Origin of the sequence: Halalkalibacter urbisdiaboli (genome assembly GCF_002156385.1) — a bacterium.
In the GTDB taxonomy this organism is placed as follows: Bacteria; Bacillota; Bacilli; order Bacillales; family Bacillaceae_D; genus Halalkalibacter_A; species Halalkalibacter_A urbisdiaboli.
Map to the genome: position 1 here is coordinate 1099839 of NZ_MVJM01000001.1, position 13636 is coordinate 1113474.

Consider the following 13636-nt stretch of genomic DNA (forward strand, 5'->3'; position numbering starts at 1 on the left):
TCACTTCTTCAACTGTACAGCCGTTGTCAGCCAGATAACTTATCATTTTATCTAAATGCTCGTATCTTTTTCCCTCTAAATCAACTAAAGGGAAAATACGAACTTCCTCTTTCGTAACCCTCAATAACTCATTAAGCGTTTCGATGTGAAATTGATAATCTAATCTATCCGCATACATAAATAAAAAATGTGCCGAAAGAAGAATATCAAATTCTGCATTCTTAAATGGTAACGAAGGTAAAGTAACGGGAATGTATCTTTCGCTGGATTCCCTCATATCGTTGGTACAATCTTGCAAGGCTCTTAAACGATGTTTTCTAAGACCTTCTACATTATTAAAATAATCCCATTTATAATTATTTTTCGCTTTTTCCATATGCTCCATTGCGTGTTCAATATCTTGAAGACCTTTATTTTTTAAGTCTTCACCCGAATGATAATATGCAATATCACATGCTGTTACATCTAAACCTAATTCGTTTCCAACAGCAGTAAATGAACAAGCTCCTGCTGGACAATCGAGTATTTTCTTTCCTTGTAGTTCTTCCTCTGAAAGCGAGAACATATCCAAATACTCTTCAAAGGTTCTCCCAATAAAAACAATTCGTTCTAAATCTAACTTTGTACTCTTCTCAACTCTACTCAACTATACTCACCTCTTCTAAAAAGATTACATTCATATTATCACAATAAATTGGTAATAGTAACCATTTTTTCACCTTTCTGTTGTACTAGAAATAAGCGAATCCTCTTGTTGAAGATTCGCACCCGTTAGCACATAAGAAAGACCTCTACCACTACTTCACTGTTAAACCAGTGAACCAGTTAATTCAAGATAACATAAATATATTAATGCAATTACAATACCTAATCCTAATAAGAAATGTAATACTCTTCTAAGAAAAAGAGGGAAAAGTTTGAAAAAAAATCATTAAAAAGAAAGTCCCGATACTTAAGGGGAAGCCAGAGTCAAACTCTTTAACATCTTCCTTTTTACCAAATATCGCTAACCACATTGCATATATACCAAGTAATATTCCAACTATCGAAAATAATATTAATTCCATCTTCCAACCATCGATTCATTCTAGTTGATTTTAGTGATTATCGTATAACTTTTATATATAATACAAGATTAGCTTTCACTGGTATATTATCCCCTTCTTCCACTGACCTCCCGTTACTTGGATAACACGTTATAATTTTAACACTTATTTCCTTCCTCGTGTGGCAATGAAAAAGCGTCCCTGTTTTAGGAACACACCCGTTACTTGAATAAGAAATCTTCTTTTAAAATTGAAAAAATCTTAGTATCACGAAATTCACCTTTAATGAACTCATTTTTTCTTAACGTACCTTCATATTCAAAACCAGCCTTTAGCATAACCTTTTCAGAACTAATATTATCGGTGTCGCATCCACCTTCAATTCGGTTTAGCTGTAAAGTCTCAAAACCAAATTTAATGATTTCTTTTATAGCTTCAGATGCTAATCCTTTACCCCAGTAATTTTTATTTAAGACATACCCTATTTCTGCCTTTTTATGTTCATTGGACCAATCTACAAACGCACAAGTACCAATTACCTTTTTACTTTCCTTGTGAGTTATTGCCCAATCAGCAGATTGACCATTTTCATAACCTTCTATAACTACCTTAACAAAATTATTTAAGGTTTCATCTTTTGACTTATTTACTTCCCAGGTCATATGATGAGCCACTTCTGGATCTGATGAAAACTCATATATATCATCCAAGTCGCCTAATGTTATTTTCCTTAATATTAAACGGTTAGTTTCAAAAGGCGGCAAATCTTTTAATAGTTCCTCAATATTCATAAAATTCCCCTTGAATAAATAATGTTATTATTACTTTCTATTAGTAACGTAAATTACCTTCTTATTCCATTATCCTGACCTAATTGAACAAGCACCCTACTAATTTTTTTGCAGGGTGCATCCATTCACTTAATATATTTTCTTTGCAAAAGAAGGTAAATTTCTTACATCTTTAAGGTATTTAGTCATGTTTCTATCATCACCAATTGGATATTTAAAATTAAAATGTTCAGCCACATCTTGAGATAAGATTCTAAACAATTCACAAGTAACAAATATTGATTCCCACATATTTGTATAATCAGAATTAGAATAGGTTTCTTTGTACATCTTCCAATATGATTCTGGTAGATATTCTTTAAAATATTTCCCTAACTTTCCTGTAGAAACTTGGAAATCATGCTGTATGCCAATCCACCAAGAAACCATTGTATCTAAAGGAACTCTCATAGTATATTCAAACATTTGTTTTGCATATGGGAGTTCATCACGCCAAATCCCTTTCGCAACGTTTTGTGAACACCACCAGAATTCATTCGTAAAATGATCGTATTCACCTTTAGTCGGCTTTTTGACATGGTAATCTATATCACTAGGATTAGGGATCGCAGGCAAAAGATTATCTTTGTCCATTAATGGAAGAGTGAGCCTATCTTGTTCATACCCATCAGACGTAACTTCTTTTGTTTCAATATGAAGGTCTATCCGGTTTCCATCTGTAAAGAGCATTAAAAACCCATAAGACTTAGTAAAATCAACATCCTTCCCCCTGCCAACATCATTTTTGTCAGGTTCTTGCATCATGAGTAACTCTCCAAAAGCATTTATCCATGTCTTATCTTTTATGAAAGACGCTGTTTCTGTCACAACATAAACAATATCATAATCTTGAAAAATATCTTTCGGTGAATTAGGATTTGTTCTTGAACCATTCATATAGACGGCTCGAATACGTTCATCTTCCTTGGCGATGTTTATTATTTGGTCCATCATTACTTGTTCATTTCTCATTTCATTCCCCTCCTATATTATTTTCGTTTTGAATATAAAATCACAAAATGGAGGGGCACGTGGATGATACAAACCTAATCTAATAATTAGAGTTTATAATTTATTGAGGATTTTTTTCATCAAACCTTCCTTTCTAATTTAGTAATTTCTGGTTGTAATTCATTTCAATATTAGTTCGTAGATTCCTTTTTTTAATAAAACTCAATATAAAGTATTCATCAACATTATGCGCCGTTAGTTCAATAAGCCAGAGCATCCTTATTCCAGCATCACACATCGTTAAATTAAGTACATCTATCACAATTTTATTAAAGCTACTCTGTTATGTTTGGGCTTTGTCGATACTTAGTAGCTTGCTCAAAAGCATAGGCTAGTTTAATTAATACACCTTCACTATATGCAGTCCCTACAAATGTTACACCAAAAGGTCTTCCGCATTTCATATAGCCAGCAGGTAGGGCAATTGAAGGGTACCCTGCTTTTGCACAAATTGTTGACCCTATATAAGAAGGGAAAAGAATGGCATCTAGGTCATATTTTTTCAAGGTAAAGTCAATACCTTGTTCTTGTGAATAATACAAATCTTCTAATTTTGCTGTTATATATTTTGGGTTTCTTAATGTAATTGGGAGTGCTTCTCTTTGTTCCAATTTATCCTGACCATATTTTAGTGCTCTATCCTTAATGCCCTTATTAAACTCAATTAATTCAGTAATTGAATGGACAGGTAAATTTGGTGGTAGTTGTGAAAGATAATTATCTAAGCTATGTTTAAACTCGTATAAAGTCACTTCCCAATCCCATTTTCTATGAAATGATGGAATTTCGATATTTTCTACTATTTCTGCTCCCTGGTCATTAATAGTTCGTACAGCATCATTAAATAATTCATCATCGTACTCATCAGATATAAGGTAATCATTAGAAGCATTGTTATATACACCGATTTTAGCTCCTCTTAGACCCATCGAATCTAAATAAATAGAATAATCCTGTTCTAGTCTTCCTTCACTTTTATGGGTTGCAGGATCACTCTTATCGACACCAGCTAGAACGCCAAGTAAGATTGATGCATCCGTAACTGTCCTTGCAAATGGACCTGCCGTATCCTGAGAATAAGTAAAAGGAATAATACCTTTTCGGCTAATTAAACCCACAGTGGGTTTAATACCTACCACTGAATTTTGAATGGCTGGGCTAAGAATTGAAGCATCTGTTTCTGTACCTACGGATAAAACAGTAAAATTTGCAGCAACTGCAACAGCAGAACCAGAGCTTGAACCACCAACAAAAAGGTCTGGGTACCCATAAGGATTTAATACTTGCCCGCCTCTTGAACTGTAACCCGCCCACATCTCACTTGCCATACCATTAGCTAATTCTGTCATATTTGTTTTTCCTAAGATGACTGCACCTGCCTCGCGGAGCTTTTTAACAAGAAATGCATCATTGCCAGCAATATGGTTTTCTAATGCAATAGTACCTGCACTGGTATGCATAGAATCGAATGTTTCGATATTATCTTTTAATAGTACAGGTATTCCGTGCAAAGGTCCTCTAACACCTTTTGTTTTTCTTTCATAATCGAGTGCTTCAGCTATAAAAATCGCATCGGGATTAATTTCAAGTATGGAGTTTAATTTTGGACCGTCTTGGTCATACTTTGCAATCCTATTTAAGTAATACATTACCAATTCCTTTGAGGTTACAGTTCCATTTTCCATTCCAACTTGTAATTCACTAATTGTTAATTCATCTTTGTAAAACTTGTTAAAATTAATAGTCATTAATGAACTCCTAATCAATAAAAATTTTCTTAATTTTACCATTAATTCTAAATGTTTAGTTACTATTTGTTATAACCGTTCTTATACTAAACTGCCACGTTCGTACAACAAGAATAGGAGCTGCCGAATAGCAGCTCTTCTTGCACTTTTGCACCCGTTACTTTAATAAGATAGAACTAAATGAATTTGCCTGGGTCAAGTAATATCCAAATAATGAGTACGATATTTAAACCAGATATAGATAAACCGCCAACAATAAAACCTTTATATGACTTCATTTTCTTTTTAAAACAAATGATAAGTGGGATTAAATAAATACATTGATAAAAACCAATAAAAACTCTATTTATGGCAAAAACACCATCGTCAATAACATTGATTAGCATTAGACCATGAGTAACAAGATAGAAAAAGACGAAATAAATAAAGGTTAAACCAATATTTAAAGAAAAGTTCTTTTCTTTAAAATAAATCCCCTCCCTACTTTAATTTACCATAAAAAACCAATAACCCCTTATTAAAGATTACTGCCAGTTAGTTCAGTACTTCCACAAAAAGAGCGTTACCCCTTCTAGGATCAACGCACCCGTTACTTTAATAAGAAAACCTTTTTTGCCTCCTAATTTAAATCCTTTTTTAAATAGTAATGCTTATAGTCCCTACCCACATTATCTATACTACCGAACACTTGATAACCGTTCTTTTTATAGAAATCTAATGCTTGAAAACTCAAAGTATCTACTTTTATGAAATCACATTCTTTTTCCAAAGCTATTTTCTCAAGTTCTGATAATAATTTAGTTCCATATCCCGATTTTCTTATATCCTCATCTATCATAAAAGTATGTATCTCTAACCAATTCCAACATATTTCACTAAGGATTCCACCACGGACGATACCATTATCGTCCTTAAGAAATAGACAAATTTCTTCATATCTACCTCCTAAATCTTTTGGAAAGTGCGATAAATTAAACTTATATAGTTCATCGTCAATATATTGTTTATCCTTTTTATTTAACTCTTTAGTGATATGAAGTGTCATTTGCACATATCCCCCGACGTATTATTTTACTTACAATTTCTCCTATATCAGCAATCACACCCGGTTAAGGTAATAAGAAACGTTCCCCATCAAGATATTTAATACAGAAATTCTCAATAACAAAGGGAATTGTTTCAGTCAGATACTTATATTCCTCTTTATTCTTAGATAGAAAAGCAAAATTCCGAAGAATTTGCCATAAAAAAAAGGATTCCAATATTTCAGGATAATCTTCTTGTAGTTTACGCTTTTTTGTATAAAAATGTATAAACTTCTTCTGACTGTTGGGATTAAGATGTAAGAAAGTCTCAGCAATATCAAACAAGTAAAAACCAAAACCACAGCAGGAGAAGTCAATAGCATGTGGTATTCCATTTTTAATTATATAATTTCCCTCATGAAGATCTGAATGAATTATCCCCCAATAGTTTGAGTTAGTATTTTCTCTATATATCACTGGAAGGATTTTATCAGAGGTCCTTTTGAAAAACTCATATTGGTCTGGAGTTACCACGTTTTCTGATACTAATATCGATAACTGTTTTAATGAATTTAATAAGTGTTCAGCATTGAATTGAGGTCTTGAAAAAGTTTCTGGTACATTCCAATGATTGGCATGATTATGGAGAGTAGCCATTACATGAGCTAAATTTTCAATCACCTGTTCATTAGGTTGTTCTTGTAATACTTCCCCCTCTAACCAGTCTTGTAAGGTCCATAAAGAATGGTTATCATTACTATCAATAAGGTCGGTTACATATGTCCCCTGCGAATTTTTTATCGGACATTGAATTTCCAAATTTGTATCATCTTGAATTGCTTTAAGCCACATCATTTCAGATTCAATCATAGATTTATCGTTTCTTCCTAAATGTACTTTTAATAAGTATTTGTTGCTTAAGGTCTCAATACGATATGCTTCATTATCACTTCTGCCTAAAAAAACGACATTTTTTACATCTACTTTATATAAGCGTTTTATTTCTTGTTCTATCATTTTGACAGTAGGTATTTTAATATTCAAGTTTCTTCTCCTAATACAATCACAATGTAATTGTTAGTAACTTTATTTAACCTATTTATTCAAAAGTGATTTTTTCATAATTATTAAATCGAAAAATAAGTTTATATCCATCGAATGTTTCCCCTTTTTCTTCAATGTAAACTCCATTAGTATAATTTGAAATTGTCTTCCTCCAAAATTTTTGCCCAACTATGTTTTTTTCTGAAGGATTTGTAAACAACTCCCAATTTCCATTAAATTGGTCAAATACTATATTTGCTACTCTTTCAGCAATACCTTGCCCCCTTAATGACTGAATTAAAAAGAATTCATTAACAAAATAATCGATACCTTTATTACAATGTGGTGGGGTCGCTATTAGAACAAATCCAGCTGGTATCCCATCTACTAAAATTAAATAGGGGAATAAAATATCTGGCTTTTCCCACCAGATATTTTGAACTTCATACTGGTCGTTTAATGTTCGAAAATCATCACCATCCTCGTAAATCCCATGAACATTTGGGATACTGCCATAATGTCCCGATAAGTCATATAGGAACAAAGGATATAAGTTTTTTATAATATATGCTTCATTTCTATCTGTTAATTTAACATCAATTTTCATCGGCTTCTCCTTCAAAATAGATATAACAAACTAGTGTACAGGTTTCCACAATTGACGAGTAATTCCTTTAATACTGCTAAACTGCCAGTTCGTACAACAAGAAGTGCGCTGACCTTGTTAAATAAACGCACCCGTTTGTTGAATAACAAAGTCTTACATAAATACCTCTCTAACTTTATCCTTTGAGAATAAATATTTATCATTGGTTCCTAAAGTAAACATAAGACCATCATGAAAAACTTCTGTCAAAGTTTCATTTTTACCTAATTTGAATACTGGTCTTAATCTAAATTCTTTCCCCATTATAAATTCTTCCTCTACCATTACATATTTAACTTCTTTAAATGAATTAGTAATATAAAAATTACCTTCATACAATTTCCAACCTGTGGAACTTAAACTCTTTCCCATCCCATTAACAACTCTTCCTCAGTTGTCTGTTCATCTAACAATTCTTCTTTTATTATAAAATCATTCATCACATAAAAATTAACAGCGTTCCTATTTTTCTTGTACACTTTCAGTTGTATATTTTCCCTTCGTTCTTTTATAAAGTTTAATAATCTTTTTCCGTATCCTTTGCCTTGGTGCTTAACATCAATAAACAGTGCAGCCAAATAATCGTCTACCATTGATACAAAGCCCACAATTTCTTTTTCATTACTTATAACAAAGGTTTCAGACATTGGAAGATACTTTCCTTCCATCTCCTTTTTCTGTGATTTCCAATAATCCTTATCAATAAAGTCATGTGCTATTATGGAACCTTCGTACCATATTTTTATTAATTTATTTAGTTCCGTTTTTTTATTTTTTCTAATATTCACGTTATCACCCTTTCAAAATAAAGTACTTATAAATTTATAATTAAATTAAGGTTAGTTAGTTTAATAGCTTTATTCAACTTGATTCGTTAGTTAAAAAGACTTTATACTAAGATGCTATCTCAGTCCATCCATAAGCAATGTCAGCATACTTTTGACCTTTTAATTCTAAGACCCCTCATAGCCTTCTTGTTTCGTTAACTGCCTCTTTAGTTTAACATTAATTTCCTTTTTATTTGCATAAAAAAAGCATCCCTTCTTGTAGGAATGCACCCTTTAGTTCAAGAACAATATATTTAAAGAAATAAAACCATATGCTCTTCATCATAATATGTATTATCAAATTTCAATGCTCTTTTCTCTTTTCCAATTACCTCAAACCCACTAGAAGTATACAACTTTTTAGCAGGAACATTAGTTGTTACAACAGTTAAATAAATTTGCTCAATGCTTTCTAGATTATATGCCTTTTCAATTACTTTAGAGATTAGAGCCTTTCCTATTCCATTTCCACGATTTTCTGGTTTGATATACATCGCTACAATATTTGCCCGATGGCTCAACTTTAATAGTTGCTCCTTTACTAACGTAACAACCCCAACAAGTTGAGACTCTTCGAAAGCACCAAATGTAAATGTGTTTATTGGTGTTTCAAACCTATTTTTGTACTTTTCTGCTGTTTGGTTTTTTTCCTCTTCATAACTAGATGCAAACGCATACGGACTATTTTGGAGTGCTTCAAGCCTTATAGAAAGATATTCTTCAGCATCAATTCGATTCAATTGTCTTATTTCCATTTTTATCCCCCTTAGCAAAGTGTATATTACCTAGATTATACAGCATTTAGATTTAGTTCTTGTTCAATAAAACTGCCTCGTTTGTTGAATAAGAAATTGCCTTGCTTCCTTATTGAAGCAAAGCATCCACAATAACTGAACTGCTTATTTTAAGACCTTCCAATCTTCATAAGTTTTATCATCAATACCTAAGTTTTTGGTTCTTAACCATTCATCCTTTACACCTTGATTATAAAAATAAGGACCAAGTTCTTTTAATATAAAATCAAGTAGGAGCTGCCTTTCGACAACTCCTTGTTCCCCGGTACATCTTTAAAATAAACTGTACGACTTTATTTCAAAGCCACAACTCTGAACTCGGCTTTTTATTAAACCGTATGAGAAACCACATTTTCAAAAGTGTAGATTAACTTACCTTGTACACAACTACTTGCGAGTTTTGTTTATTATAATTATTTACTTCATTTAATTAAAGCTTTAAGTATTAAAATTCCTTTCTCCATTTCTTCAAAGTTGGGATAGGCGAAGGAAAGTCGAATTGTTGATTTATTATCATTGTAGATAAATCCTGGATTTATTAATACTCCCTTACTTATTGATCGCTTAAATAACTTTCTCATATTTATACTTTTGCTAAAAGTGACCCATATAAAAAAACCACCTTGAGGTTTTGTCCATGTTGCGTATTCAGATAAATGAGTTTGGAGTAAAGTAAGTAAAAAATCTCGTTTCTTTTTTAGGAATGAGCGAGTCCTAATTAAATGGTCCTCGTATAAACCTGAGGATAATAATTCTTTCACTAGTACTTGCGGTAAATAACTAGAACCATAATCGATTTGCATTCTTAAGTCGCTAAGACGTTTTACAACGTCTTCTGGACCAACTAACCAGCCGATTCGGAGACCAGCTGCAATAGATTTTGAAAAACTTCCTACATATAAAACTTGTCCTTGTTTATCAAAAGTTTTTATAGGGAAAGGGCTTGGTTCATCGATCCATAGATCCCTATAAATATCATCCTCAATGATGGGTAATTGATAGTATTGGCACGTTTCAATAAGAAGTTTCCTTTTCTTAAGAGACATAATTGTGCTAGTTGGATTTTGATAAGTAGGATTTACATATAAAGCTGACAGGTTATTTATTATCTTTTGTTGTGTAAGCTCTTCTATGTTAAGACCATCATTATCTATAGAAATAGGTTTTAGGTTCATTCCGGTTGAACGAAATAAGTTTAATGAATAAATGTAAGATGGGTTTTCAATAAATATCGTAGAACCTTTTTTAAGTATACCAATGGAAATTAGCTTAATCGCCTGTAAAGCTCCTGACACAATTAGAATGTTAGAGGGAGAGGCATGTATTCCTTGTTTTCTTAGATATATGCTCATTTCTTTTCTTAATTCTAAATCTCCGTAACCATCTCCATAACCGAATTCAGGTAATTTATTAAAAGCTCTATTAGCAGCTTCAGCTATTTCGATATGCGGAAATAAATCAGAACCTAACTCACCTTTACATAATTGGATGATGTCCTTTTTTGTTTCAAGTTCATTAATGGTTTGTACAGTATTATCACTTGGAGGATGTAGTGCCCACTTGGATAAATCATGCCAATCGGGTGGTGAAAATGCGTTCAATAATGACCATTTATTATTTACAATATAAACTCCACTTCCAATTCTTCCTTCTAGTAACCCTTCAGATTTTAAGATTTCAATTGCTGTAATAACTGTACTTCTATTTACGTTAAACTTTTCCGAAAGTTCTCTTTGAGTAGGAATTTTACTCCCGACTGACCATTCCCCGCGTAGAATTTTTTCTCTTATTGTTTGAACAATTTGGAGGTAACGTGGTATTTTGCCCAAAAGAAATAACCTCCTAAAGAATATTTATAAAATTTGTTGGTTTTTTTTCTTTGTAATTGGTTGGAGAATTTTAACATCTAATATATTACTATAAATTTGAAAATAGTTCCAATTTAGGAGAGTTACCTTCTTATGTAGATAAATCGGCATTACATTCTATTTAATAACAACTCTTTTAGATTCTTGTTTATGTTAGTAAGTCATTATGTAAGTCCATTTGAGAAAGGAATAGGTGATAAGCCTGGTATTAGATCAGTTATTTTAATTGATTTCCAACCAACTGTTGTAGCAGATGTTAATGATAGCAACAATAAACCAGACACTTTAGTAATGACATAATAAATAAAGAAGTCCACATTCGGGCTTCTTTTTTAGAATTGAGGGATTTTATGAATTGGAGAGTTTTTACAGCGTATAGTGTAACAATTATTTTATGGGGCTCTGCGTTTCCAGGAATTAAATTAGGGCTAGAATCATTTAGTGCGGAGCACCTCTCTGCATTAAGGCTATTTATAGGAGCGTTTGCGTTAATTATTTTTGCTATTATCAAGAAGATTCAGTTTCCAGATATACGAGATGTACCTGTTATCTTTTTATTAGGTTTTTTAGGTTTTACTGTTTATCATACAGCATTAAGTTTCGGAGAAAATGATGTTACAGCTGGTGCCGCCAGCTTGTTAGTCACGATGACTCCTATTTTTTCAGCTATTTTAGCAACAGTGTTTTTAAAAGAAAAATATTCAAAAATAGGGTGGTTAGGATCAATCATTGCTTTATTAGGGGTAGCTATGATTTCCTTCGGAATGGAGGGTCCGATATCAGTTTTAGCAGTGGGGGCATTATTGATTTTGATAGCTGCATTAGGTGAGAGTTTTTATTTTGTTTTTCAAACTAAATATTTAGAAAAATACGGATTCCTCCCCTTCACTGTTTACACAATTGTTGCTGGTTCTCTATTTATGGTGTTCTTCTTACCTGGAACAGTGGCAGAAATATCGGATGCTTCAGTATCCGATATTTCTGCAATTGTATATTTAGGTTTATTTCCCACAGTAATTCCATATTTTGCACTAGCCTATGTCACCTCAAAAGTAGGTGCATCAGAAGCCACTAGTTCGTTGTATTTGACACCGGTAGTAGCACTTCTTATTTCATGGCTTATATTAAGTGAAATTCCAACTTTGCTAGCCTTAGTAGGAGGAGCTTTGACATTAATAGGTGTCAGTTTATCAAGCTTAAAAATAGGGAGTGACGATTCAATAAGAGTTAATAAAAAGCTACGTAATTTAAAAGAACAAAATCAAGGTGAAAAGGTGTGACTTTTTCGCTCCTACTAACTATATAGGACTTTATGTTAAAGAAATAAGAACTTTTTTAGCTTTACAAAAATTCCATCGTTCATAAAGACTCAATGTGGAACTATTTGGACTCAAGTTATTATGTTCCAAAAATAGGTAGATTCGACTCACGATGTTGGTTTGGAATAAAGTTTAATCAAAAGCTTCCACAGAACCTTGATATACAAAAGAGCGTGTTTTTAAAAAGTTTAATCAAACACGCTCTTATTAATTCTTATTGGATTATTCTTTATAAAAAAGTTTGATAAAAAATCCAAAGGAGTAAACAGTACGACTTTATTTCAAACCCACAACCTAAGCATTTTTTAAAGCGCGCCGTAAATCACATTCCGTAATCTTGGCTGTTGAAACGCTTCAAAGTTTGGTAGCATTTGCTGCATATAAACGGCCGATAGTTTCTCTTTAGGATCAATCAGCACCCATGTTCCAGCTAAGCCCGACCACCCAAATTCACCAATCGAACTGTTAATTCCTGCTTCTGCTGGATCTATCATGGTTCTTACCCCTAAACCGTAACCATAACCCTTTAGGTAATCCCAATTATAATACTGTTTTTGTTCAGCTGTTAGATGGTTTGTAGCCATTAATTGTATCGTCTTTGAACCGATAATCCGGGTCCCGTTGAACTCTCCCCCGTTTGCTAGCATATGGGCAAATCGACCGTAATCCCCTAACGTCGATAACAAACCCGCTCCCCCTGATTCAAACGTCGCGTTCGGCTGAAATTCCTCATCCAGCGTTTCATTTTTGATTAAGCTTCCGTCCTCTTCACGGTTATAAATGGAAGCAAGGCGATGTTTTTTATTTTCTGGGAGAGTAAAAAACGTATCTCGCATTCCGAGCGGCTTCAAGATTTCCTCGTCTAAAAATTCACCAAGTGTCTTTCCAGATACCACTTCAATCAATGCTCCTAGTACATCATGACTAAAACCATAACGCCACTGGGTCCCAGGATCGAATGCTAACGGAATCGAAGCAAGTAATTTTGATAAATCCCGTGACGTAGAATTTTTACGTTGCGTCTCGTTCAACTCACCGAGCGCCTTTGCAATCTGTCGTTCTGTTGGATTGCCATCTCCAGGATACGTTAAACCTGATGTCATCGTAAACAGGTCTCTCACGGTTATTGATCGTGATGCCGGTGATGCATCTGCTTCACTCCGATATACGTGAGGATCCTTGAATTCTGGTAAGTACGCCTCTAATGGATCATTGAGCAAAAATAACCCACGCTCATACAACATCAGTGCAGCCGTACATGTCACTACCTTAGTCATCGAGTAAATTCTGAAAATCGTATCTTTCCCTATCGGAAGTTGAGATTCCTTATCTGCATAACCTACATAATCCTCAAATACGGTCTTTCCTTGATGCATGACCGCTAAGGAATTTCCTGCAGGACCTTTTTCGACAAAGCTTCTTAACAATGGCTGAAGTTTTTTTGAAGATTCCAAAGCCTATTCCTCCTTTAAGAGAGC

At 33.3% G+C, this 13636-nt stretch carries 14 protein-coding genes and 1 pseudogene; 1 reads left to right on the plus strand and 14 read right to left on the minus strand.

Annotation, left to right across the window (positions count from 1 at the left end; genetic code table 11):
- From B1R93_RS05580 to B1R93_RS22920, 13 genes and pseudogenes are all read right to left on the minus strand, one after another.
- A partial coding sequence (locus B1R93_RS05580) for an SAM-dependent methyltransferase (protein ID WP_133058623.1) occupies positions 1 to 646 on the minus strand: 646 nt, incomplete at its 3' end.
- A 621-nt stretch (positions 647 to 1267) separates the two neighbouring features.
- The gene (locus B1R93_RS05585; protein WP_088102958.1) at positions 1268 to 1837 is read right to left on the minus strand and encodes a GNAT family N-acetyltransferase; all 570 of its coding nucleotides are present in this window, start codon (positions 1835 to 1837) and stop codon (positions 1268 to 1270) included.
- A gap of 129 nt (positions 1838 to 1966) precedes the next feature.
- Positions 1967 to 2848 (minus strand): aminoglycoside 6-adenylyltransferase, encoded by an 882-nt coding sequence (locus B1R93_RS05590; RefSeq protein WP_088102959.1) that lies wholly within the window; start codon positions 2846 to 2848, stop codon positions 1967 to 1969.
- Between the two features lie 314 nt (positions 2849 to 3162).
- Positions 3163 to 4635 (minus strand): amidase family protein, encoded by a 1473-nt coding sequence (locus B1R93_RS05595; RefSeq protein WP_088102960.1) that lies wholly within the window; start codon positions 4633 to 4635, stop codon positions 3163 to 3165.
- Positions 4636 to 5254: 619 nt separating this feature from the next.
- On the minus strand, positions 5255 to 5680 hold the full coding sequence (locus B1R93_RS05600) for a GNAT family N-acetyltransferase (protein ID WP_088102961.1): 426 nt from the start codon (positions 5678 to 5680) through the stop codon (positions 5255 to 5257).
- 64 nt (positions 5681 to 5744) lie between these two features.
- Positions 5745 to 6704, minus strand: a complete 960-nt coding sequence (locus B1R93_RS05605; protein ID WP_088102962.1) for a phosphotransferase — start codon at positions 6702 to 6704, stop codon at positions 5745 to 5747.
- A 55-nt stretch (positions 6705 to 6759) separates the two neighbouring features.
- Positions 6760 to 7311, minus strand: a complete 552-nt coding sequence (locus B1R93_RS05610; protein WP_088102963.1) for a GNAT family N-acetyltransferase — start codon at positions 7309 to 7311, stop codon at positions 6760 to 6762.
- A 153-nt stretch (positions 7312 to 7464) separates the two neighbouring features.
- Positions 7465 to 7722: a hypothetical protein gene (locus B1R93_RS05615; RefSeq protein ID WP_088102964.1), complete on the minus strand. Its 258-nt coding sequence runs from the start codon at positions 7720 to 7722 to the stop codon at positions 7465 to 7467.
- Entirely contained in the window at positions 7707 to 8138 is a 432-nt protein-coding gene (locus B1R93_RS05620) for a GNAT family N-acetyltransferase (protein WP_088102965.1), read from the minus strand. Before B1R93_RS05620 ends, B1R93_RS05615 begins: the two co-directional genes overlap by 16 nt.
- A gap of 293 nt (positions 8139 to 8431) precedes the next feature.
- Positions 8432 to 8932 carry a GNAT family N-acetyltransferase gene (locus B1R93_RS05625; RefSeq protein WP_088102966.1) on the minus strand — a complete coding sequence of 167 codons (501 nt, stop codon included), beginning with the start codon at positions 8930 to 8932 and terminating at the stop codon, positions 8432 to 8434.
- 144 nt (positions 8933 to 9076) lie between these two features.
- Positions 9077 to 9211: pseudogene (locus B1R93_RS23895) on the minus strand (DUF2164 family protein); the annotation flags it as partial.
- A 182-nt stretch (positions 9212 to 9393) separates the two neighbouring features.
- On the minus strand, positions 9394 to 10800 hold the full coding sequence (locus tag B1R93_RS05635) for an aminotransferase-like domain-containing protein (RefSeq protein ID WP_245308197.1): 1407 nt from the start codon (positions 10798 to 10800) through the stop codon (positions 9394 to 9396).
- Positions 10801 to 11003: 203 nt separating this feature from the next.
- Positions 11004 to 11156 carry a hypothetical protein gene (locus B1R93_RS22920; RefSeq protein WP_165763736.1) on the minus strand — a complete coding sequence of 51 codons (153 nt, stop codon included), beginning with the start codon at positions 11154 to 11156 and terminating at the stop codon, positions 11004 to 11006.
- A 33-nt stretch (positions 11157 to 11189) separates the two neighbouring features.
- On the opposite strand from B1R93_RS22920, the gene B1R93_RS05640 reads away from it, so the two are divergent.
- Positions 11190 to 12119 carry a DMT family transporter gene (locus B1R93_RS05640; protein WP_088102968.1) on the plus strand — a complete coding sequence of 310 codons (930 nt, stop codon included), beginning with the start codon at positions 11190 to 11192 and terminating at the stop codon, positions 12117 to 12119.
- Positions 12120 to 12463: 344 nt separating this feature from the next.
- Here the strand turns inward: B1R93_RS05640 and B1R93_RS05645 are convergent, their stop codons facing one another.
- The gene (locus tag B1R93_RS05645; RefSeq protein WP_088102969.1) at positions 12464 to 13612 is read right to left on the minus strand and encodes a serine hydrolase domain-containing protein; all 1149 of its coding nucleotides are present in this window, start codon (positions 13610 to 13612) and stop codon (positions 12464 to 12466) included.
- Positions 13613 to 13636: the final 24 nt, after the last annotated feature.

Bases quoted from the DNA above. Each gene is read 5' to 3' on its own strand.
- B1R93_RS05585 (WP_088102958.1), bottom strand. From the start codon at position 1,837: ATGAATATTGAGGAACTATTAAAAGATTTGCCGCCTTTTGAAACTAAC.
- B1R93_RS05590 (WP_088102959.1), bottom strand. From the start codon at position 2,848: ATGAGAAATGAACAAGTAATGATGGACCAAATAATAAACATCGCCAAG.
- B1R93_RS05595 (WP_088102960.1), bottom strand. From the start codon at position 4,635: ATGACTATTAATTTTAACAAGTTTTACAAAGATGAATTAACAATTAGT.
- B1R93_RS05600 (WP_088102961.1), bottom strand. From the start codon at position 5,680: ATGACACTTCATATCACTAAAGAGTTAAATAAAAAGGATAAACAATAT.
- B1R93_RS05610 (WP_088102963.1), bottom strand. From the start codon at position 7,311: ATGAAAATTGATGTTAAATTAACAGATAGAAATGAAGCATATATTATA.
- B1R93_RS05615 (WP_088102964.1), bottom strand. From the start codon at position 7,722: ATGGGAAAGAGTTTAAGTTCCACAGGTTGGAAATTGTATGAAGGTAAT.
- B1R93_RS05625 (WP_088102966.1), bottom strand. From the start codon at position 8,932: ATGGAAATAAGACAATTGAATCGAATTGATGCTGAAGAATATCTTTCT.
- B1R93_RS05640 (WP_088102968.1), top strand. From the start codon at position 11,190: ATGAATTGGAGAGTTTTTACAGCGTATAGTGTAACAATTATTTTATGG.